Origin of the sequence: Streptomyces sp. NBC_00273 (assembly GCF_036178145.1) — a bacterium.
Taxonomy (GTDB): domain Bacteria; phylum Actinomycetota; class Actinomycetes; order Streptomycetales; family Streptomycetaceae; genus Streptomyces.
On the sequence record NZ_CP108067.1, the window covers coordinates 7,367,755 to 7,389,528 of the forward strand.

The following is a 21,774-nucleotide window of genomic DNA, read 5'->3' on the forward strand; positions in this document are numbered from 1 at the left end:
TGAGTAACCGTCAACTCCCCGTCGCAGCAGGGGTAATTCACACCACCGGGATACCCGGGGGCGACGCGGGGGCGATAGGGTTAACCTGCCCGGGCCGGGTGCCCTCGTACGGGTGGGGAGAGATCATGGAACAGATAGCAATGCGCAGCAGGCCGCCACGCGTGCCTGCCATCACCTGTGGCAGCAGTGCGACCAGCTCGCGCCTCGACCGCCACCTCGCCGTGCTGGGCGGTCCCGCCGTCCCGCACCGGGAGGCCGCCGAGGCGACGCTGCTGATGCGCGAGCTCACCTCCCGCGACCACACGCACCGTCTGCGGAGCCGGAGCGCGCGCGTCTCGCTCTTCGCGCCGCTGCGCCGTCTGCGTCGCACGCTCTTCGGCAGCCGCCGCTCGTAACCTTCCCCGTACCGCAGCCGTCGGCCCCCGGGCCACCGGCTCCCCGGCCCTACCCGATCACACCGTCCCGGCGCAGTTCCGAGATCTGTGCGTCCGCCATCCCCAGGACGCGCAGCAGGGACTCGGTGTGCTCGCCCAGCGCGGGCACCGCACCCATGTGCGGTGCCGCGCCGCCCGGCAGTCCGATCGGCGGCAGCAAGGCCCGCAGCGGACCGACCGGTGAATCCACCTCCCGCCAGCGGTCCCGGGCCGCGAGTTGCGGATGCCCGGCCAGTTGGGCCACCGAGTTCAGTCGCGCGCACGCGATGCCGGCCGCCTCCAGCCGCCCGATCGCCCGGTCCGCGCCGAGCCGGCCCAGCGCCTCCGCCACCACCGCATCGGTCTTCTCCCGGTTCGCGGTGCGCGCCGCGTTCGTCGCGTACGCCGGATCCTCTGCCAACTCGGGCCGTTCCAGAACCTGTTCGGCCAGCCGCCGCCACTCGCGGTCGTTCTGCACCGACAGCAGCACCCGGTCCCCGTCGGCCGTCGCGTAGGCGTCGTAGGGCGCGATCACCGCGTGCGCGAGGCCGGTGCGCACGGGCTGCTCCCCGCCGTGCATCGTGTGGTGCAGGGGGTGGCCCATCCACTCGGCGAGCGCGTCCAGCATGGACACCTCCACCCTGCCCCCGCGCCCGGTGACCCCGCGGCGCAGCAGGGCGGCCAGGACCCCCGAGAAGGCGTACATGGCCGCCGCGATGTCCGCCGCCGGAATGCCCGCCTTGACGGGCCGCTCCGGGGTGCCGGTCACCGACACCAGGCCGGCCTCGCACTGGACGAGCATGTCGTAGGCGCGCTTGTGGGCGTACGGGCCCTCGGGGCCGTATCCGGAGACGTCCACGGCGACCAACCGGGGGTAACGCGCGCACAGCGCGGCTGAGTCGAGCCCGAGGCGGGCCGCGGCTCCCTGCGCGAGGTTCTGCACGAAGACGTCGGCCCCGGCCAGCAGTCCGTGCAGGACCTCCCGGCCGCGCGGGTCCTTCAGGTCGAGCGCGATCGATTCCTTGCCCCGGTTGGCCCACACGAAGTGCGAGGCGAGGCCGTGCGCGGCCGTGTCGTAGGCACGGGCGAAGTCGCCGCCGTCGGGGCGTTCGACCTTGATCACCCTGGCGCCCAGGTCGGCGAGTTGACGGGTGGCGAAGGGGGCCGAGACGGCCTGTTCGACGGCGACGACGGTGATGCCGTCCAGGGGGAGCGGTTCGGTAGCCATGGGCCCTGCCTACCGGGTCGGACGGCCGCTGTCACCACACCGGCGGCGATGCGCGTCATTGATCACACGGGGCGGCCGCCGCGCGGGTGGTCACCGGCCGCGCGCGAACCGGCGGGTCGCCAGCGGCACGAACAGCGCGAGCAACAGCCCCGACCACAGCAGCGCCCCGGCCACGGGATGGGCCGCGGGCCAGGCGGCGCCCGCCGCGGCCTCGCCCCCGGCGTTCCCGCACAGCGCCCGCACGGCGGTGGCGACGGCGCTGATCGGGTTCCACTCGGCGATCGTCCGTAGCCACCCGGGCAGCCCCGCGGTCGGCAGGTACGCGCTGGAGAGCATCGGCAGGACGAAGGTGGCGCTGCCGAGCTGGCCGGCCGCCTCCTCGCTGCTGCTCACCAGGCCGAGGTACGTGCCCACCCATGCGGTGGCGAAGCGGAACAGCAGCAGCACGCCCAGGGACCCCAGCGCGCCGGGCAGGCCGTTCTCGATGCGCCAGCCCATCAACAGCCCCACCAGCATCAGCGGCACCATCGATACGCCGGTGGTCAGCAGATCGGCGGCCGTCTGCCCGAGCGGTACGGCGGTGCGGCTCATCGGCAGGGTCCGGAACCGGTCCATCACCCCGCGGTGGGCGTCCTGCGCGGCCGTGAACATGCCGGTCATCAGACCGTTCGCGGCGGTGGCGGCCAGCAGCCCGGGGACCAGGAACTCCCGGTACTCCGCCCCCGGCATGGCGAGGGCGCTGCCGAACACGTAGCCGAAGAACAGCAGCATGGTGATCGGCATGGTCTGGGTGAGGATCAGCAGCGCCGGGGCGTGCCGGGCCTTTTGGAGCTGGCGGGTGAGGACGGCTCCGCCGTCGGACAGCAGGGTGCTCATGCGGCGTACTCCTGATCGGTGGCGGGGGCGTCGGGGATGTCGGGGGCGTCGGCCGGGGCGCCCGCGGCGGCGGCCGCGGGGGTGTCGGCACCTTCGTCGGCGTCGAGGGAACGGGCCCGGGTGAGGCGCAGGAACACCTCGTCGAGGGTGGGCGGGCGCAGGGCCGCGTCCGTCACCGGGACCCCGGCGGTGTCGAGTTCCCGGATGATCCGCGGCAGGGTGAGGGCGCCGTCGAGGACGGTGACCCCGACGGTCAGCCGCTCCTCGTCGAGGGCGGGTCGACCGCCGGTGAGCTGGTCGAGTACGGCGGCGGCGCGGGCGAGCGCCCCGCGCTCCGCGACCGTGACCTCGGCGCGGGCGCCGATCCGGGCCTTCAGCCCGTCCGGGGTGCCGGTGGCGGCGACCCGGCCGCGGTCGACGACCACGATCTCGCCCGCGAGCCGGTCGGCTTCCTCCAGGTACTGGGTGGTGAGCAGCACCGTGGTGCCTCCGGAGCCCTTCTCGACGAGTTCCCGCACCGCCGTCCAGATCTGCTCGCGGGCCGCCGGGTCCAGGCCGGTGGTGGGCTCGTCGAGGAACAGCACCCGGGGGCGGGTGACCAGGCCGGCGGCCAGGTCCAGGCGCCGCTTCATGCCGCCGGACCAGGTGGACGCCATCCGGTCGGCGGCCTCGCCGAGTCCGAAGCGCTCCAGCAGCTCGTCCGCGCGCGCCCGGCCCGCGCGGCCGCGCAGTCCGGCCAGTCGGGCGAAGAGCCGGAGGTTCTCACGGCCGGTCAGGTCCCCGTCGACGGAGGCGTACTGGCCGGTGACGCCGATGGCGCGGCGGACGGCCGCGGGATCCCGGGTGACGTCGTGACCGGCGACGAGGGCGCGGCCGCCGGTGGGTGCGGTGAGCGTGGTCAGGATCCGGACGGCGGTGGTCTTGCCCGCGCCGTTGGGGCCGAGGAGGCCGCAGACCGTGCCCTCGGGGACGGCGAGGTCGAGGCCGCGCAGGGCGCGGACCTCCCCGTAGCTCTTCTCCAGACCCTCACTAAGTACAGCGTACGTAGTAGTCATGTGCGCCACCGTACCTCACTAAGTACGCTGTACGTAACTAAGATGGTGGGGAGACGACGAGGTGATCTGAGCCATGACAGCCGGCGGGCGACCCGCTGAACCCGAAGTGATCTGGTCCCGCCCCCAGCGGGCCGGCCGCGGCCCCAGGCCCGCGCACAGCCGCGAGTCCATCGCGTCCGAGGCGGTGCGGATCGCCGACGAGGAGGGGATCGAGGCCGTCTCCATGCGGCGCGTGGCCGCCGGGATCGGCGCGGGGACGATGTCCCTCTACAACTACGTGCCGCGCAAGGAGGACCTGTACGAGCTGATGGTCGACGCGGTCAGCGGGGAGTACGAGTTCCCCGCGCCGACCGGCGACTGGCGGGCCGATCTGCTCGCGCTCGCCCGCGGGACGCGCGCGCTGATGCACCGCCATCCCTGGCTGCCGCGCCTGCTGAGCCCCGTCTACGGCTTCGGCCCGAACGCCCTGCGCTACCTGGAGTACAGCCTGGACTGCCTGGCTCCGCTCGACGCGCCGGACGGCGAGAAGCTGGAGCTCGTCGCCGCCGTGAACGGGACCGTCGCGACCTACGTGGCCAGTGAGCTGGCGCTGGCCGAACGGGCCCGTTCGCTGCCCTGGGGCGAGGCGGAGGAGCAGCGCGTGCGCACGGCCTGGCTCGGCTCCCGGCTGGCCACCGGGGAGTACCCGAGGCTGGCCGCGGCCCTCACCGGCGGCGGCCCGGTCCCGGGAGCCGGGCTCGACATGTCCGAGGTCTTCGACCGCACGGTGTCCCGGCTGCTGGGGGCCTGGGGAGCGTAGGCCCGACCTTCGACCGACCCGGCTCAGAGGAGGGCGAACTGCCCGCCCGGGCCCTCCTCCTGGTGGTCCAGTACCGAAGCCGGGCGCCGGGCCCAGGTCGGCGGCGGCAGCACCCCGGCCGTGCGCAGCGCCTCCACCGACAGCCCCGGCCCCGGTTCGAACGCGGCCCGCTCGGGAGCCAGTTCGGCCAGCAGCGCCAGCGTGGTCACCAGGGCCAGCAGCTCCGAGGTCCAGCTCTGCGGCCACTCGGCCGGCCCCAGCGCGGCCAGGCCGTCGGCGTCCGGACCCCGGTGTGCGGTGCGGGCGGCGAACCAGGCCGGGAGCACCTGCACGCCCTGCGCCTCGTACTCCCAGGCCCCGGCCGGCACGGGGGAGACCGTCCCGCTCCCGAGGCTCAGCGTCTCGCTCTCGGCGTCGTACGCGAGCTCGCGCGGCCAGCCCGCGACCGCCGAGCGGACGTACGGGCGGCGCCCGCCGGGCAGCCGGGGCGGCTCACCGCCGCGCGCGCCGCGCAGCTGCACGCCCAGCAGTCTGTGCCCCAGCTCCAGTCCGGCCCGCCAGCGCTCGGGATCGGCGGCGAGCGGGACCTCGTACCCGCGCGGGCCCGGGCGGCCCGCAGCGAGGATCCAGCCCAGGACGTCCTCGGGGGTGACGCGGACGCCGTGGCGCGCGCCGAGCACGGGCAGCAGGCCGGGGGCGAGATTCGGCTCGGCGCCGCCGGGGCGCCGGTGCAGGGGGCGGATCCGGCCGAGGCGGCCGACCGGGAGGTGCGCGGTGACCAGCGGATCCGGGGTCAGGGCGAGGAACAGCTGGTGCTCGTCCCGCACCCGCCAGAGCTCGGGGCGGGCCGCGTCGATGAGCCGCTGGTCGGGCAGCAGCCACTGCTCGTCGAAGGGCTCGCGGAGCACCCGTACGGGGTCGGGGCAGGGGCCCGGGGCATCGGCGAATCGGGCCGTGGCCGCCGAGCGCTGGCCCGGCAGGGCGGCCGCCCCGGCGTCGGGCCTGCGACTGCGGCTCGGGCGGAACAGCCGCTCCCGCTCGGCGCCTTCGGAGCCGGTCAGGGTGGCCCAGCGGGCGCGCAGGGCTGCCGGATCGGGTGCGGCCACCCAGTCCCGGCCCAGGCGCAGGCCGCCCACGGACCAGGGCATCAGATCGTCGAGCAGCGGTACGTCTTCGCTCACGCCGCCGATGGTAGCGACGGGATCCGATGGCCGGGCTGCGTCCAGGCCGAAGGGCCGGGCAAGAGCTAGGCTCCTTATGTACGCATACGTACGGTATCGACCGGGGAGGCGGTCATGAGCCAGTACGACGAATACACGACCCCGTCACAGGCCGAGGGCGAGCGCCTCGACGAGGACATGGACGAGGTCCAGCGCAAGCAGCGGCACCCCCAGACGATGCGGACCACGCCGTCCCAGGCGGAGGGCGAACGCACCAGGGAGGACGACGAGAAGTAGTCGCGCACGCGGCACCAGAACACCAGAAGGTCGCCGGAGGGGCGTCAGGGGCGTCAGGGGACGTCAGGGGCCATCGGCCGGCCGTCCGCGTGCCCTCCGCGTGCCCTCCGCGCGCCGTCCGTGGGCCGCCACCAAGCCGTCCGCGCGCCGTCAGTGCGCGTCGACCGTCACGGTGAAGGAGAACCGGTCGCCCCGGTAGCGGATCCGGGCCACGTCCACCACCCGGCCGTCCTCGTCGTAGGTGACGCCCGTGTAGTGCAGGATCGGGCTCAGCAGCGGCACCTGAAGCAGCTCGGCCGTCTCCGGGTCGGCCAGCCGGGCCTCCACCGTGTCCGTGATCCGGCTGATGCGCACCCCCACCACGTCCCGCAGGACCTTCGTCATCGGCCAACGCTCGAGATCGGCGAGATCCACCGCCTCGGCGAACTCCGGGAGGACGGCGTTCTCCGCCCAGTTGGTCGGCTCGCCGCTCTCCCGGTCGTGGCGCAGGCGGCGGTACGTGACCACCTCGGCCGTGTCCGGGAAGTGCTCCAGGAGCTCCCCGGACACGGCCGTGCGGCCGTGCCCGAGGATCGTCGTGCGGTCGCCCGACTGCTGGGCCACGATCGCGTCGACCGAACCCAGCAGCCGGACCGGAGTGCTGCGCAGCGCGCCCGGCTCGATGAAGGTGCCGCGCCGCCGGTGCCGGCTGATCAGCCCCTCGCCCTCCAGCTCCTTGAGCGCCTGCCGCATGGTCAGCACGCTCACCCCGTAGTGCCCGGCCAGCTGCTCCTCGGTGGGCAGGCGCAGCGAGGCGTCCGGCGTGCGCCCCAGTATCGAGGCGCGCAGTGACTGCGACACCTGGTACCAGAGCGGCAGCTTCCGGTTCAGTACCAGCGAGTCGGGGGCGAAGGCGGTCACGGGTGGTTCTCCGAAGACTGGACAGGGGGGAGGTGCGGCGCATGCAGGGTACGGCGCATGCAGCGTATGCAGTGCAGGTCAGGCGCGGAAGTGGCGCTGCAGACCCTGCCACACGTCGTCGTAGCCGCGCTGGAGGTGATCGGCGCCGGCCGCCTGCGCGGTGGCGGTGATCGGCCAGCGGGTCTCGAACATGAAGGCCAGGCCGTCGTCGATCTTCTGCGGCTTCAGCTCGGCGGCACTCGCCCGCTCGAAGGTCTCGTGGTCGGGTCCGTGCGCGGACATCATGTTGTGGAGCGAGCCGCCGCCGGGGACGAAGCCTTCGGCCTTGGCGTCGTAGGCCCCCTCGATGAGGCCCATGTACTCGCTCATCACGTTGCGGTGGAAGTAGGGCGGCCGGAAGGTGTCCTCGCCGACCAGCCAGCGCGGGGCGAAGACCACGAAGTCCACGCCCGCCAGCCCCGGGGTGTCGGACGGGGACGTCAGTACCGTGAAGATCGACGGGTCGGGGTGGTCGTAGCTGATCGAACCCAGGACGTTGAAGCGGCGCATGTCGTACACGTACGGGACGTGGCTGCCGTGCCAGGCGACCACGTCGAGGGGGGAGTGGTCGTAGGTGGCGGACCAGAGGTTGCCGCAGAACTTGTTGATCACCTCGGTCGGGCGCTCGGTGTCCTCGTACGCGGCGACGGGGGCCTGGAAGTCCCGCGCGGCGGCGAGGCCGTTGGCGCCGATCGGGCCCAGGTTCGGCAGCTCGAAGGGCTGGCCGTAGTTCTCGCAGACGTAGCCGCGGGCGTCGGCGTCGAGCAGCTCGACGCGGAAGCGGACGCCGCGGGGGATGAGGGCCATGTCGCCCGGGCGGGCGGCGAGCAGGCCCAGCTCGGTGCGCAGGAGCAGTCCGCCGCGCTCGGGGACGATCAGCAGCTCGCCGTCGGAGTCGCTGAACACCCGGTCGGTCATGTCGGCGTTGGCGGCGTAGAGGTGGATGGCCATGCCGGCGCGCTGGGCGGCGTCGCCGTTGCCGCCGAGGGTCCACAGGCCGGAGAGGAAGTCGGTGCCGGGGGCCGGGTCGGGCAGCGGGTTCCAGCGGAGCCGGTTCGGGTCCGCCACGGACTCGGTGAAGGGTGCGGACCGCAGGGCGCCGTTGTCGATCCGGGTGAAGGGCGGGTGCGCCGCTGAGGGGCGGATCCGGTAGAGCCACGAGCGGCGGTTGTGGGTGCGGGGCTCGGTGAAGGCGCTGCCGCTGAGCTGCTCGGCGTAGAGGCCGAGGGGGGCGCGCTGGGGCGAGTTCCGGCCGATCGGCAGGGCGCCGGGGACGGCCTCCGAGCTGTGCTCGTTGCCGAAGCCGGTGAGGTACTCCAGTGCCTCCGCCGTCTTCCTGGCCTGCTCGCTCATGTGCTGCTCCCGCTCCGTCGAAGTAATCCTATGGTCGACAGTAGGATTCCGCGGCCCGCACGTCAACGGCAGGCCCGGGGGAGGGGCGCGGGTCCGGGCGGAGATCGACGGGAAAGGCGCGAAAGTCGGGAAAGGTCGCGCGCGGACCGTGCGGTCGGCGGGCCGGTGGTGGTCGGGTGGATGGCGGTCGGGGCCGCTTCGGGCCGCTTCGGGCCGGACGGGAACACGGATCTCGTCGAGGGGGATCCCAAAAGATGAACAATGCTCTACTCTCACGCGCATGTCGTGGACCCGCAGGTTCCCTGCCGTGCCGGCGGCGCTCCTCGCCGCCCTTCTCGCCCTCCTGTCCCTCCTCGTCGCGGCGCCCGCCGCCAGCGCGCACGAGGAGCGCCCGATCACCCTCCCGGACGGCTCCGGATCGGTACCCGAGTACCGCGCTGCCGAGCCCGACCTGATCGTCTGCAAAACCGACCGGCCCGCCTTCGAGCGCCGGATATCCGCCTTCCCCGAAGAGCTCAAGCAGCGCAACCTCGCCCTGTACGAGCGGTGCGAGAAGAGCGGGTACCGGCACCTGCAAGAGGCCGTCGACGCCGTCGACCGGCCCGGGATGAACATCGCGATCCTCCCCGGCCTGTACGAGGAGGAGCCCTCGCTCCACACGCCGACGGGGGAGTGCGCCGCGCTCAAGGCCCCCCAGTCCGCGCTCGGGTACCAGATCCTGTCCTACGAGCAGCAGGTGCAGTGCCGGCACAACCAGAACCTCGTCGCCATCCTCGGCAAGACCAACCTGCAGATCGAGGGCACGGGCGCGTCGCGGCTCGACGTGGTCGTCGACGCCAAGTACCAGAAGCTGAACGCCATCCGCGCGGACAAGTCCAACGGCATCTACTTCCGCAACTTCACCGCCCAGCGCACCACCTTCAACTCGCTGTACGTGCTCGCGGGCGACGGCTTCGTCATCGACGACGTGCTCACCCGCTGGAACGACGAGTACGGTTTCCTGACCTTCGCCAGCGACCACGGGCTCTACAAGAACTGCGAGTCGTACGGGAACGGCGACTCCGGCATCTACCCGGGCAGCGCCTCGAACATCAACGACGGCCGCGGCTACGAGGTCCCCCGGTACTCCATCGAGATCACCGGCTGCCGCAGCCACCACAACATGGTCGGCTACTCCGGCACCGCGGGCGACTCGGTGTGGGTGCACGACAACGAGTTCGACCAGAACATGGGCGGCGCCTCGATGGACAGCGCCTTCCCCGGCCACCCCGGACTCCCGCAGAACCACGCCAAGTTCGAGCGGAACCTGATCCACGACAACAACCAGGACTACTACGGGTACGTCGCCGACGGCACCTGCGCCAAACCGCCGATCGAGCGCGGCTACGAGCGGGGCGTGGTCTGCCCGCAGATCTCCATGCCGCCGGGCACCGGCATCATCACCGCGGGCGGCAACTGGAACCTCTACGAGGACAACTGGGTGTACGGGCACCGGCGCGCGGGCTTCTTCCTCAGCGCGGTCCCCGCCTTCATCCGCGGTGAGGAGGCGTGGTCGAAGCAGACCGACACCTCCCACCACAACCGGTACGCCGGGAACGTCATGGGCAAGGACAAGTCCGGCGCCGCCCGCCCCAACGGCATGGACGTGTGGTGGGACGGCCAGGGGCGCGCCAACTGCTGGCAGGACGGCCCCGACGGCTCCACCCCCGGCGCGGTCCCGCAGTGCGGTGACCGCCGGGGCGAGGTCTCGGGGGCGTCCGCCCGCCTGGTCGGCGAGCCGGTCAAGCTGGCCCAACTCCTCGTCTGCGCGGACTACAACGTCCAGGCGCGCAAACTCCCGTCCGGGTGCGACTGGTACGGCGCGCGCGGACTCGAGCGGGTGGAGACCCAGCTCGCGCTGGCCGTGGCCGCGGTCCTGCTGCTCGTCGGCGGCGTCCTGTGGCGGCGCCGCCTGCGCGGCTCCCGACTGGGCACGGCCGCCACGCTGGCCGGGCTGGCGGGCCTGGTCCTGGACGTGGCGGGCTCCACCATGCCCCTGACCGCCACCTTCGTACCGGCGCTCGCCCTCCTCCTGCTCGGCCTGTGGTGGACGGGCGCCGGCCTGGTCCTGCGCCCCACCCGCCCCTGGCTGGCCCGCCTGACCCTGCTGTTGGCCGGGCTCACCCTGCTGGACGCCTTCGACAAGGCCGTCCTGATGATTCCCTGGACCCCCCTGAGCCCCGCCTGGGTACGGGCCCTGGTCGCCGTGATCTGGGTCCTGTGGGCGGTGGTGGCCTCGGCCCGCCCGGGCACCCCGGCCCGCCCGTCCGGCCCGGGCGGCGACCCCGCGGGCGACCGTGCCCCGGTCCCCGCCGGCCCCGCCCCGGCGCTGAGCGCGGCCGCCCCCGAGCCCCCGGCGACCCCGGCGACCCCGGACCCCGCGCCGTGACCCCCGCCCAGGCCGCCCCGACCACAGGAGGCCAGCCGTGACCGACCTGCCCGAGGACGACGACCGGTGCGAGGCCTGCGGTACGCCGCCCCGCGCGGCCCGCAGGCTCCGCCGAACCGCCCGCGCCGCGGCCCTGCTCGCCCTCGCCCTGCTCCTCGCGGGCGGCGCGGCGACGGGCTGCGGCGGGCGGGCCACCACCCACCACAAGCCCGGCACCAGCCACGAGCAGGCGTCCGGCGGCGTCGGCACCCTGCTCGCGGCCACCGACGCCACCGGTCACCGGCTCCGCGAGGTCCCGGCCGAGGGCGCGCCGGAGGTCCAGCTGACCGTCCGCCCCGACTCGGAGGACGGCTGGAACCTCCAACTGGCGGTGACGAACTACCGCTTCACCCCGGACAGCACCGGCGGCGCCGCCCTCCCGGGCGCGGGCCACGCCCACCTGGAGCTCGACGGGCGCAAGCTGGCCCGGCTGTACGGCCCCTGGTACCACCTGCCCGCGGCGCAGGTCCCCGAGGGCACCCACACCCTGACCGTCCGCCTCTACGCGGACGACCACACCGCCTGGGCGGTCTCGGGCAAGCCGGTCGAGGGCACGGCCCAGCTCACCGCCACCGCCCCGGGCCAGCCGGGCGGACACAGCCACGGGGACACCCCGCCGCCGGGCCAGACCCCGGCGCCGGAGCAGACCGACCGCACGGTCACCATCACCGTCCGGGACGGCAAGGTCAGCCCGGCCCCCGCCCGCACCGAGCTGCGGCGCGGGGAGCGCGTGGCCCTGCGCGTCACGAGCGACCGCGCGGACACCCTGCACGTCCACGGCTACGACAAGGAACTCGCCCTGCCGGCAGGCCAGGAGGCCACCCTGATCCTGACGGCCGACCGCACGGGCCTCTTCGAGGTCGAGACCCACGAGTCCAGCCTCGTCCTGACCCAACTCCTCGTCCGATGAACCCACCCCGCCCCGAACCCAGCCCCGCGCCCCGACCCGAACTCGGGCCGACGCCCGCGCCTACGGCCCAGCCGGCACTCGGCCCTGTGCCCGCACCCGGCCATGTGCGCGCATCGGGCCTCATGTCCGCACACGACCCCGGGGCTGGGCCCGGGCCCGGCCTTGCGGCTGGGCTCGGACCCGCGCCCGAACCCGCGCCCGAGGCGGTGCGCGGGGCCGCGCGGCTCGGCGGCCCGCTCGCGATCCCGAGCGGCGTCCCGTCCCGGCCGTTCGGACCCGGGCCGGAGTCCGGGCGGCCGGGCCGTGTCGCCGACGGGACCCCGCTCCGGGCGGGGGGACGGTGAGCCCGCTCGGGCCGGGTCTCGCCCCGGGCGCGGGCGAGGTGGGCCACGGCCAGGGCGTGGTCCTTCACCAGGCCGATCCGTTCACCTCGCTCGCGCACGGGATCGGGTCCCAGCACGATCTGCCGATCTCTCCCTTCTACGCTTTCGCCGGCGCCTTCGCCGCGCTGTTCGTCTCCTTCCTCGCACTCGGCCTGCTCTGGTCCACCTCCCGCTTCCGCGGAGCGCGCTCGGGCCTCGCCCTGCCCGCCGCCCTCCAGCGGGTGGCCGACGCGCCCGCCGTCCGAACAGCCCTGCGCGGACTGGGACTCGCCGTCGCGGCAGCCGTCTTGCTCCACCTCCTCCTCGGACCCGACGACCCCGCGCGCAACCCCGCTCCCGGCGCCGTCTACGTCCTCCTCTGGGTCGGACTCGTGCCCGCCTCCCTCCTCCTCGGCCCCGTCTGGCGCCTGCTCAACCCGCTCCGCACCCTGTACCGCCTGCTCTCCCGCTGCCTGCCCCGCCGAGGCCCCGGCCGCCCCCTCCCCTCCCGGCTCGGCCAGTGGCCGGCCGCCGCCGGCCTGTTCGGCTTCACCTGGCTCGAACTCGTCGCTCCTGACCCCGCATCCACCACCACCCTCCTCATGGCCGTCACGGCCTATGCCACCGTCCACCTCCTGCTCGCCGCCCGCTTCGGCGAGCGCTGGTTCGACGACGGCGATGCCTTCGAGGCGTACTCCGCCCTCCTGGCCCGGCTCGCCCCCCTCGGCCGTCGTAGCGACGGCCGCCTCGTTCTCCGTAACCCCTTCCACGGACTCGACGCGACACCCGAGCGGCCCGGACTCGTCGCCACCGTCTGCGTCCTGCTCGGCTCCACCGCCTACGACGGCTTCTCCGACAACCCCTCGTGGATCAATGCAATACAGACCTCCCCCCTTGGCCGCATCCCCACGGCCACACTCGGACTGCTCGGCTCCATCGCCCTCGTCGCCACCCTCTACTGCCTTTGCACCGCCGCCACCCGCCTCGTCAACGGCCCGCACCCCGGCCCGCTGACCGCCTTCGCGCACTCACTCGTACCGATCGCGCTCGGCTATCTCATCGCCCACTACTTCTCCCTCCTGGTAGTCGAAGGACCACGCACAGTAAGCATGGCACTCGGCACTGACAACGCCCCCGAACCCGTGCCACCCCTGGGTCCGGGCGGCCTGGCCGCACTCCAGGTCATCGCCGTCGTCACCGGTCACGTCCTCGGCGTCGTCGCGGCGCACGACCGGTCCGTGCGGCTCTTCCCGCCGGCGAAGGCGGTGGCTGGACAGCTACCGCTGCTGGCGTTGATGATCACTTACACCGTCGGAGGGCTCAGTCTCTTGCTGAACTGAGACCCTCGAAGAACCGAGAAGCGAGGAGCGGCATGATGGACCCCGTGCCTTCCGCCCACTCCCTGCGCCGAGCGCCGATCCAGCAGCGCAGTGCCGACCGGCTCGCCCGGATCCTCGACGCCTGCGCCGAGCTGCTGGACGAGACCGGGTACGAGAACCTCAGTACCCGCGCCGTGGCCCAGCGCGCCGGCGTGCCGATCGGTTCCGTCTACCGCTTCTTCGGGAACAAGCGGGCCATGGCCATCGCCCTCGCCCACCGCAACCTGGATCGCTACGTCGACGGCATCGCGGACCGGCTCACCGACCTCCCGGCCACCCACTGGCGGCCCGTCGTGGACGCGGTGCTGGACGAGTACCTGGCCATGAAGCGCAGCGTTCCCGGCTTCGCGCTCGTCGACTTCGGCGTGCCCGCGCCTCCGGCCGAGGGGCCGGAGGCGGATCCCAACCATCAGGTCGCCGCCCGGCTGACGGAACTGCTTTCCGCGCATCTCGCCCTGACCCCCGACGCCACCCTGGAGCGGGCCGTCCTCGTCGCCGTCGAGGCCACCGACGCGTTGATACAGCTCGCCTTCCGGGCCGATCCGGCCGGGGACCCCGGCATCGTCGCCGAGACCCGCGCGATGATGCACGCGTACCTGGCCCGCGTGCTGGACTGACCCCTTCCGGCTCCGGCTCGGTGCTGGCTCCGCCTCCGCCTCCGCCTCCGCTGCCGCTGCCCGGCCCGGGAGGGGCTGGTCATCGCTCGTATCCATTTGGTCCCGCACGCCCCTCCCCTCCATGCGTACCGGTCGGTATGCTCGATGCACTCCGCGCGCCCGTTCCCGTGCCGCAGACCGCCGCTCCTGGAGGGCCCATGTTCCGCACCGCCCTGCGCATCTGCCCCCTGTGCGAAGCCACCTGCGGCCTCACCCTCACCCTCGCGGACGGCGCGGTCACCGGGGCCCGCGGTGACCGCGAGGACGTCTTCAGCCGCGGCTTCATCTGCCCCAAGGGGGCCGCGTTCGGAGCGCTCGACTCGGACCCCGACCGATTGCGGGGCCCTCTCGTCCGGCGCGACGGCCGCCTTCAGGAGGCCACCTGGGAGGAGGCGTTCGAGGCCGTAGCGGCCGCAGTCCCCGCCGCGGTGCGGGAGTACGGCGCCCAGTCGGTCGGTGTCGTCCTCGGCAACCCGAACGTCCACACCATGGCCGGCGCCCTCTACCCGCCGCTGCTCCTCAAGAGCCTCGGCACCCGCAACCTCTTCACCGCCAGCACCCTCGACCAGATGCCCAAGCACGTATCCAGCGGGCTGCTCTTCGGCGACCCCTTCGCCATTCCGGTCCCCGACCTCGACCGGACCGACTTCCTGCTGCTCCTGGGCGCGAACCCGGTCGAGTCCAACGGCTCCCTGTGCACCGCCCCCGACTTCCCGGGCCGGCTCAAGGCCCTGCGCGCCCGCGGCGGCACCCTGATCGTCGTCGATCCGCGCCGTACGCGCACCGCCGCGCTCGCCGACCGCCACCTGGCGCCGCGCCCCGGCAGCGACGCGCTCCTGCTCGCCGCCCTCGCGCACACCCTGATCGAGGAGGAGCTCGCCGATCTCGGAGCGCTGGAGGAACACTGCGACGGCATCGGGGAACTCGGCGCCGCGCTCGGGAGTTTCACTCCTGAGGCCGTCGCACCCGCATGCGACCTCACCGCTGCCGAGATCCGCACCCTCGCCCGCGAGCTCGCAGCCGCACCCACCGCCGCCGTCTATGCCCGGATCGGCAGCTGCACCGTCGAGTTCGGCACGCTAGCGAGCTGGCTGGTCGACGTACTGAACATCCTCACCGGTAACCTCGACCGGCCGGGCGGAGCTCTCTTCCCGCTCTCCGCGACGGCCCCCGCGGGCCGTCCCGCGGGCCCGGGCAAGGGGTTCACCCTCGGCCGCTGGTCGAGCCGGGTCGCCGGCCACCCTGAAGTCAAGGGCGAGCTGCCGATGGCCGCCCTCGCGGAGGAGATCGAGACTCCGGGGGACGGGCGGATCCGGGTCCTGCTGGCCATCGCCGCCAACCCGGTCCTGTCCGCACCCGACGGCGATCGGCTGGACCGGGTGCTGGCCGGGCTGGACTTCATGGTCTCGGTCGACCCCTACCTGAACGAGACCTCACGCCACGCCCACGTCGTCCTGCCACCGCCGCCGCCCTCACGGAGCGCGCACTTCGACTTCGCGTTCAACGGGTTCGCGGTGCGCAACCAGGCCCGTTATTCGCCCGCCGCCCTCCCGCTGGAGGACGGACGCATGGACGAGTGCGAGATCCACGCGCGCCTGATCCTCGCCGTCTCCGGCTTGCACGGAGCGCCGTCAGGGGCCGTCGACGAGCGCGTCATCGCCGACACCCTGGCCCGGGCCGTCACTGATCCCCACTCACCGCTCCACGGTGGCGACCCGCAGGAGCTGGCCCGCCTGTTGATCGGCCGTACCGGCCCCGAGCGGCGCCTCGACCTGATGCTGCGCACCGGCCCGTACGACCTGATCCTCGAGGATCTGCTGCAGGCGCCGCACGGCTTCGACCTCGGCCCGCTGCGGCCCCGGCTTCCGGGCGTGCTGAAGACCCGTAGCGGCAGGATCGAGTTGCTCCCGGATCCGATCGCGGCCGAGCTCCCCAGGCTGCGCGCGGCGCTCGCCGACCGCCCCGCCGCCCTGGTGCTCGTGGGCCGCCGCCATCTGCGTTCCAACAACAGCTGGTTGCACAACGTCCCGGCCCTCACCGGAGGTTCCAACCGTTGCACCCTCCAGGTCCATCCGCAGGACGCGGACCGGCTCGGCCTCGTCGACGGAGGGCACGCCAGGATCACCGCCGACGGTGGGAGCCTGGAGGTGCCCGTCGAGGTGACCGACGCCATCCGCAGCGGTGTGGTGAGCCTTCCGCACGGCTGGGGACACGATCGCGCCGGCTCGCGGCTGTCGGTGGCCGCCGCGACGCCCGGCGCGAACGTCAACCAGCTGCTCGACGGCACCCGCATGGACCGGCTGTCCGGCACAGCGGTCCTCAACGGCTTCCCCGTCGAGCTCGCGCCACTGCCCTGAGCTGGGGTTTTGCTCGTATTGCTCACGCGTGGACGTCTTGTTGGCGCAAGGAGGCGGCACCTACCTTCCCCACATGCTGACCTTCCTCGGCTTCGCCATGATCGCGACGTTCCTGGTCCTGATCATGATGAAGAAAATGTCGCCCATCGCGGCGCTCGTCCTCATCCCCGCACTCTTCTGCGTGTTCGCAGGGAAGGGCGCGCACCTCGGCGACTACGTCATCGAAGGCGTCGGCAAGCTCGCCCCGACCGCCGCCATGCTGATGTTCGCCATCGTCTACTTCGGCGTGATGATCGATGTCGGCCTCTTCGACCCGATCGTCCGTGGCATCCTGCGCTTCTGCAAGGCGGACCCGATGCGGGTGGTGGTCGGCACCGCCGTCCTCGCCGCGATCGTCTCGCTCGACGGCGACGGATCGACCACCTTCATGATCACCGTCTCGGCCATGTACCCCCTCTACAAGCGGCTCGGCCTGAGCTTGGTGGTGATGACGGGCGTCGCGGCGACGGCCAACGGCGTCATGAACACCCTGCCCTGGGGCGGTCCGACCGCGCGCGCCGCCACCGCCCTCAAGCTCGACGCCGCCGACATCTTCGTCCCGATGATTCCGGCGCTCGCGGTGGGCCTGCTCTTCGTGTTCGTCCTGGCGTACGTCCTCGGCGTGAAGGAGCGCCGCCGGGTCGGCACTCTGGTGCTGCCCGGTCAGGCGGGTCCGGAAGCCGCCGAGGCGGAGCTGGTCCCGGCCGGCCCCGGCGCGGCCACCGCGCCCGGCGCGGCCACGGCCGCCACGGACGTCGCCGCGACGTCCACGTCCGTCAACGGCTCCGCCGGTTCCACGGCTTCCGCAGGCTCCACGGCTTCGGCCGGGTCTGCCGCTTCCGCCGCGGGTGCGGCCGCACCCGAGGACGGTTTCCAGGGCGTGGACCCCGACCGTCCCACCCTGCGGCCCCGTCTCTACTGGTTCAACGCCGGCCTCACCGTGGCCCTCCTCACCGCGATGATCATGGAGCTGCTGCCCATCCCGGTGCTGTTCCTGCTCGGTGCCGCGCTCGCCCTCACCGTCAACTTCCCGCACATGCCCGACCAGAAGGCCCGGATCGCCGCCCACGCCGACAACGTCCTGAACGTCGCCGGCATGGTCTTCGCCGCCGCCGTCTTCACCGGGGTCCTCACCGGCACCGGCATGGTCAAGCACATGGCCGACTGGCTCGTCGGCGCCATCCCCGAGGGCATGGGCCCGCACATGGCGCTGGTCACCGGCCTGCTCAGCCTGCCGCTCACCTACTTCATGTCCAACGACGGCTTCTACTTCGGCGTCCTGCCCGTCCTGGCCGAGGCCGGCGCCGCCCACGGGGTCTCCCCGCTGGAGATCGCCCGCGCCTCCCTCGTCGGTCAGGCCCTGCACATGTCGAGCCCGCTGGTTCCGGCCGTCTACGTACTCGTCGGCATGGCCAAGGTCGAGTTCGGCGACCACACCCGGTTCACCGTGAAATGGGCGGCCCTGACCTCGCTCGTGGTCCTCGCGGCAGGGATGCTTTTCGGCATCATCTGAGATCCGGCGCCCTCTGGCCGGCAAAAACTACCGCCGCTAGTTTGTAGGGTGTTCGCGAGGTCGGATCTACGCGCTCGTGCGTGCTCGGGAGGAATGCCATGAAGGCCCACGACGGGATGTACATCGACGGCGCGTGGCGGCCCGCCGCCGGCAGCGATCTGATCGAGGTCGTGAACCCGGCCGACGGCCAGGTCATCGCCCAGGTCCCGGCCGGTACCGAAGAGGACGTGGACGCAGCCGTACGTGCGGCCCGCGCGGCCCTCCCCGGCTGGGCGGCCACGGCTCCGGCCGAGCGGGCCGCCCTGATCGGCGCGCTCCGCGACGCACTGTCGTCCCGCACGGGCGAGCTGACCGAGACCATCACCGCCGAGCTCGGGTCCCCGCTCGGCTTCTCGAAGGCGGTCCACGTCGGAGCGCCGATCGCCGTGGCCTCCTCCTACGCCGAACTCGCCTCCTCCTACGCCTTCGAGGAGCGGGTCGGCAACTCCACCGTGCTGCTGGAGCCGATCGGGGTGGTCGCCGCCATCACGCCCTGGAACTATCCGCTGCACCAGGTCGTTGCAAAGGTGGCGCCCGCTCTCGCCGCCGGCTGCACCCTCGTCCTCAAGCCGGCCGAGGACACCCCGCTGACCGCACAGCTCTTCGCCGAAGCCGTGCACGAGGCGGGCATCCCGGCCGGAGTCTTCAACCTGGTGACCGGTACCGGTCCGGTCGCCGGCCAGGCCCTGGCCGCGCACGAGGGAGTCGACCTCGTCTCCTTCACCGGCTCGACCGCGGTCGGCAAGCAGATCGGCGCCACGGCCGGCGCCGCCGTCAAGCGGGTCGCGCTCGAACTGGGTGGCAAATCGGCCAATGTCATCCTGCCCGGGGCCGACCTGGTCAAGGCCGTCGCGGCAGGCGTCGGACACGTCATGAACAACAGCGGCCAGAGCTGCAACGCGCTGACCCGGATGCTCGTCCACCGGGACCACTACGAGGAGGCCGTCTCGCTCGCGGCCGCCGCCGTCGCCGACTATCCCACCGGCGACCCCCGCGAGGCCGGTGTCCGCGTCGGCCCCGTCGTCAACGCCAAGCAGCACGAGCGCGTCCGCGGCTTCATCACCAAGGGCGTGGAGGAAGGCGCGCGCCTCGTCGCCGGCGGGCCCGACGCGCCTCTGGAGCAGGGGTACTTCGTGGCGCCGACGGTCTTCGCCGACGTCACGCCCGACATGACCATCGCCCAGGAGGAGATCTTCGGCCCGGTGCTGTCGATCCTCCGCTACGAGGACGAGGAGGAGGCCCTGAGCATCGCCAACGGCACCGTCTACGGTCTGGGCGGCGCCGTCTGGGCCGCCGACGACGCGACGGCCGTCGCCTTCGCGCGCCGGATGGACACCGGGCAGGTGGACATCAACGGCGGCCGCTTCAACGTGCTCGCGCCCTTCGGTGGCTACAAGCAGTCGGGTGTCGGCCGTGAGCTGGGCGCGCACGGCCTGGCGGAGTACCTCCAGACCAAGTCACTGCAGTTCTGATCCCCGACCCGCCCGACCCGCCAGACCCGCCGCACCCGCCCGTACCGGAAAGACGAGATGACGACCATGGTCCGCGCCGCAGTCCTGCCCGCCGTCGGAGCCCCGCTGGAGATACGGGACATCGTGCTGCCGGATCCCGGCCCCGGGCAGGTCCGGGTGCGGCTCGCCGCAGCCGGGGTCTGCCACTCCGACCTCTCCCTCACCAACGGCACCATGCGGGTTCCCGTACCCGCCGTCCTCGGCCACGAGGGCGCGGGCACGGTCCTCGCGGTGGGGGAGGGCGTCACCCACGTCGCCCCCGGTGACGGCGTGGTGCTCAACTGGGCACCGTCCTGCGGAGAGTGCCACCACTGCACGATCGGTGAGGTCTGGCTCTGCGCCACGGCGCTCACCGGGGTCGGGGCCGTCTACGCCCACGACGCGCAGGGCACCGCACTGCACCCCGGGCTGAACGTGGCCGCCTTCGCCGAGGAGACCGTCGTCGCGGCCAACTGCGTGTTGCCCGCCCCCGCCGGGATCCCGCTCGCCGACGCCGCCCTGCTCGGCTGTGCCGTCCTCACCGGCTACGGGGCCGTCCGCCACAGCGCCCAGGTCCGTCCGGGCGAGTCGGTTGCCGTCTTCGGAGTCGGCGGGGTCGGCCTGGCAGCCCTCCAGGCCGCCCGGATCGCGCAGGCGGGCCCGGTCATCGCCGTCGACGTGTCCCCCGCCAAGGAGGAACTGGCCCGTGCGGCCGGGGCCACCGAGTTCGTACTGGCCTCCGACACCACCGCCAAGCAGATCCGCGCGCTGACCGGCGGGCAGGGCGCCGACGTCGCCGTCGAGTGCGTCGGCCGGGCCGAGACCATCCGGGGCGCCTGGGAGTCGACCCGGCGCGGCGGCCGCACCACGGTCGTCGGCATCGGTGGAAAGGAGCAGCAGGTCACCTTCCACGCCATGGAGATCTTCCACTTCGCCCGCACCCTCACCGGCTGCGTCTACGGCAACAGCGACCCCGCCCGCGACCTCCCGCTGATCGCCGAGCACGTCCGCGCGGGCCGTCTCGACCTCGGCACCTTGGTCACCGACCGCATCACCCTCGACGGCATCCCGGCCGCCTTCGACGCGATGCTCGCCGGCAAGGGCGGCCGCTCGCTGGTCGTCTTCCAGCCGTAGGACACCGCGCGGCGTCGCCACGGAGCGCTCACCCGCCCGCCACCGGGAGGGCGGGGTCGCGCGGCCCCAGCCGGTCCCACGCGCCGTAGTCCCGCAACGTGATGTTCTCGGCGGTCCTACGGGCGATCCTGGCCGCCATGTCCTTGCCCGGCAGATACGGCATGACCTTGTAGTAGCGGTTGAGGAGCGTGGCCGTCAGGCGGCTCCCGGGAACCATGAGCCTGGCGACGCCGTCGCCCATCTTCTGGCAGCCCGCCGCGTACTCCCGCAGTTCGGCCTCGTAGCGGGCGAAGGCGGCACGGTGGTCTCCGCGTGCCGCGGCCAGCTCGCCGGCCAGCACGTACGCGCCGACCAGGGCGAGTCCCGTACCCATGCCGGACAGGGACGAGGGGCAGTAGGCGGCGTCGCCGAGCAGGGCGACCCGGCCGCGGCTCCAGGAGTCCATGCGGACCTGCCCGACCGAGTCGAAGTAGAAGTCGGGCGCGGACCGCATGTCCGCCAGCAGCCGGTCGCTCTCCCACCCGTTGCCCGCGAACTGTTCGGCGAGGACGGCCTGTTGCCGCGCGACCTCGCGCCGGTCGAGGTCCAGGAGCGGGGAGGCGAAGTAGAAGACGGCCTTGGCCTCGGTGTTGTGTCGGGCGCTGTACATCGCGACGAGCTTGCCCGCGGTGCGGTAGGCGTGTCCGGTGTGGTCGAGCCCGAGTCGGTTGGCCGTGGTGAAGATCGCGCAGTGGACACCGAGGTGCCGTACGAACCGCTCCTCCGGGCCGAACGCCAGGCGGCGGGTGGTGGAGTGCATTCCGTCCGCGCCGATCACCAGGTCGAACCGGCGCGGCGCGCCACGCTCGAAGGTGACGGTCACGCCCTCAGCGTCCTCGGTGAGCGAGGTCACGGAATCCCCGAAGACGTACTCGGTGTGCGGGGCGGTCGCTTCGTAGAGGATCCGCGCCAGGTCGCCGCGGAGGATCTCGACGTCTCCCGCGAACAGATCGGCGGGCAGCTTCGCCTGCGGCTTTCCGGCCTTGTTGACGTACGCCATGGAGCCCATGCCGGTCCGGGCCCGTTCGACCGCCTCCAGGATGCCCATGCCGCGGAGGACGGACAGGTGGGCCTCGCCGCGGAAGTCGACGGCGTAGCCCCCGTCGCGGAGGGCGGGCGCGCGCTCCACGACCGTGGTGGTGAAGCCGTACCGGTGGAGCCAGTGGGCGAGCGCGGGGCCGGCGACGGAGGCGCCGGAGATCAGTACGCTGATGTTCTTCGTCTCTGTGGTGTTCATGCGGTGAGCTTCCACGGCAGTGCTCACCGCGG

At 73.1% G+C, this 21,774-nt stretch carries 18 protein-coding genes; 11 read left to right on the top strand and 7 right to left on the bottom strand.

The features are described from left to right. Positions 1-125 precede the first annotated feature (125 nt). Positions 126-395 carry a hypothetical protein gene (locus OG386_RS32895; protein WP_172671376.1) on the top strand — a complete coding sequence of 90 codons (270 nt, stop codon included), beginning with the start codon at positions 126-128 and terminating at the stop codon, positions 393-395. A gap of 49 nt (positions 396-444) precedes the next feature. Here the strand turns inward: OG386_RS32895 and OG386_RS32900 are convergent, their stop codons facing one another. The 3 genes from OG386_RS32900 to OG386_RS32910 all read right to left on the bottom strand — a co-directional run bounded on the left by OG386_RS32900 (position 445) and on the right by OG386_RS32910 (position 3,572). Beyond that, positions 445-1,641, bottom strand: coding sequence for a CaiB/BaiF CoA transferase family protein (locus OG386_RS32900; protein WP_328791097.1), 1,197 nt, complete (start codon positions 1,639-1,641; stop codon positions 445-447). A 90-nt stretch (positions 1,642-1,731) separates the two neighbouring features. Next, positions 1,732-2,517, bottom strand: a complete 786-nt coding sequence (locus tag OG386_RS32905) for an ABC transporter permease (RefSeq protein ID WP_328791098.1) — start codon at positions 2,515-2,517, stop codon at positions 1,732-1,734. Next, on the bottom strand, positions 2,514-3,572 hold the full coding sequence (locus tag OG386_RS32910; protein ID WP_328791099.1) for an ATP-binding cassette domain-containing protein: 1,059 nt from the start codon (positions 3,570-3,572) through the stop codon (positions 2,514-2,516). Before OG386_RS32910 ends, OG386_RS32905 begins: the two co-directional genes overlap by 4 nt. Before the next feature lie 73 nt (positions 3,573-3,645). On the opposite strand from OG386_RS32910, the gene OG386_RS32915 reads away from it, so the two are divergent. Then, positions 3,646-4,371 carry a TetR/AcrR family transcriptional regulator gene (locus OG386_RS32915; protein ID WP_328791100.1) on the top strand — a complete coding sequence of 242 codons (726 nt, stop codon included), beginning with the start codon at positions 3,646-3,648 and terminating at the stop codon, positions 4,369-4,371. A gap of 23 nt (positions 4,372-4,394) precedes the next feature. Here OG386_RS32915 and OG386_RS32920 read toward each other — a convergent pair whose 3' ends face one another. Continuing rightward, positions 4,395-5,519, bottom strand: a complete 1,125-nt coding sequence (locus OG386_RS32920) for a type ISP restriction/modification enzyme (RefSeq protein WP_328793458.1) — start codon at positions 5,517-5,519, stop codon at positions 4,395-4,397. A 147-nt stretch (positions 5,520-5,666) separates the two neighbouring features. Here OG386_RS32920 and OG386_RS32925 point away from each other — a divergent pair, with 147 nt between their 5' ends. After that, entirely contained in the window at positions 5,667-5,828 is a 162-nt protein-coding gene (locus OG386_RS32925) for a hypothetical protein (RefSeq protein ID WP_266598284.1), read from the top strand. Between the two features lie 150 nt (positions 5,829-5,978). Here OG386_RS32925 and OG386_RS32930 read toward each other — a convergent pair whose 3' ends face one another. Both OG386_RS32930 and hmgA read right to left on the bottom strand, forming a co-directional pair. Continuing rightward, entirely contained in the window at positions 5,979-6,728 is a 750-nt protein-coding gene (locus tag OG386_RS32930; RefSeq protein ID WP_109780966.1) for a GntR family transcriptional regulator, read from the bottom strand. 78 nt (positions 6,729-6,806) lie between these two features. Then, on the bottom strand, positions 6,807-8,120 hold the full coding sequence (gene hmgA, locus OG386_RS32935; RefSeq protein WP_328791101.1) for a homogentisate 1,2-dioxygenase: 1,314 nt from the start codon (positions 8,118-8,120) through the stop codon (positions 6,807-6,809). A 280-nt stretch (positions 8,121-8,400) separates the two neighbouring features. Between hmgA and OG386_RS32940 the strand changes: the two genes are divergently transcribed. The 8 genes from OG386_RS32940 (at position 8,401) to OG386_RS32975 (ending at position 20,466) form a co-directional block, all read left to right on the top strand. Next, positions 8,401-10,548: a right-handed parallel beta-helix repeat-containing protein gene (locus tag OG386_RS32940; RefSeq protein WP_328791102.1), complete on the top strand. Its 2,148-nt coding sequence runs from the start codon at positions 8,401-8,403 to the stop codon at positions 10,546-10,548. Between the two features lie 133 nt (positions 10,549-10,681). Then, positions 10,682-11,497, top strand: coding sequence for a hypothetical protein (locus OG386_RS32945; RefSeq protein WP_328793459.1), 816 nt, complete (start codon positions 10,682-10,684; stop codon positions 11,495-11,497). 400 nt (positions 11,498-11,897) lie between these two features. Continuing rightward, positions 11,898-13,199, top strand: a complete 1,302-nt coding sequence (locus tag OG386_RS32950; RefSeq protein ID WP_328793460.1) for a hypothetical protein — start codon at positions 11,898-11,900, stop codon at positions 13,197-13,199. 35 nt (positions 13,200-13,234) lie between these two features. Next, positions 13,235-13,855: a TetR/AcrR family transcriptional regulator gene (locus OG386_RS32955; protein ID WP_328793461.1), complete on the top strand. Its 621-nt coding sequence runs from the start codon at positions 13,235-13,237 to the stop codon at positions 13,853-13,855. Between the two features lie 197 nt (positions 13,856-14,052). Continuing rightward, complete coding sequence (locus OG386_RS32960) at positions 14,053-16,251, top strand: molybdopterin oxidoreductase family protein (RefSeq protein WP_328791103.1); 2,199 nt, start codon at positions 14,053-14,055, stop codon at positions 16,249-16,251. A gap of 73 nt (positions 16,252-16,324) precedes the next feature. Further along, positions 16,325-17,803 (top strand): CitMHS family transporter, encoded by a 1,479-nt coding sequence (locus tag OG386_RS32965; protein WP_328791104.1) that lies wholly within the window; start codon positions 16,325-16,327, stop codon positions 17,801-17,803. Between the two features lie 98 nt (positions 17,804-17,901). Next, the gene (locus tag OG386_RS32970; RefSeq protein ID WP_328791105.1) at positions 17,902-19,314 is read left to right on the top strand and encodes an aldehyde dehydrogenase family protein; all 1,413 of its coding nucleotides are present in this window, start codon (positions 17,902-17,904) and stop codon (positions 19,312-19,314) included. 66 nt (positions 19,315-19,380) lie between these two features. Next, complete coding sequence (locus tag OG386_RS32975) at positions 19,381-20,466, top strand: Zn-dependent alcohol dehydrogenase (protein ID WP_328793462.1); 1,086 nt, start codon at positions 19,381-19,383, stop codon at positions 20,464-20,466. Positions 20,467-20,494: 28 nt separating this feature from the next. On the opposite strand, the gene OG386_RS32980 is transcribed toward OG386_RS32975, so the two are convergent. Then, positions 20,495-21,742, bottom strand: coding sequence for an FAD-dependent monooxygenase (locus OG386_RS32980; RefSeq protein ID WP_328791106.1), 1,248 nt, complete (start codon positions 21,740-21,742; stop codon positions 20,495-20,497). Positions 21,743-21,774: the final 32 nt, after the last annotated feature.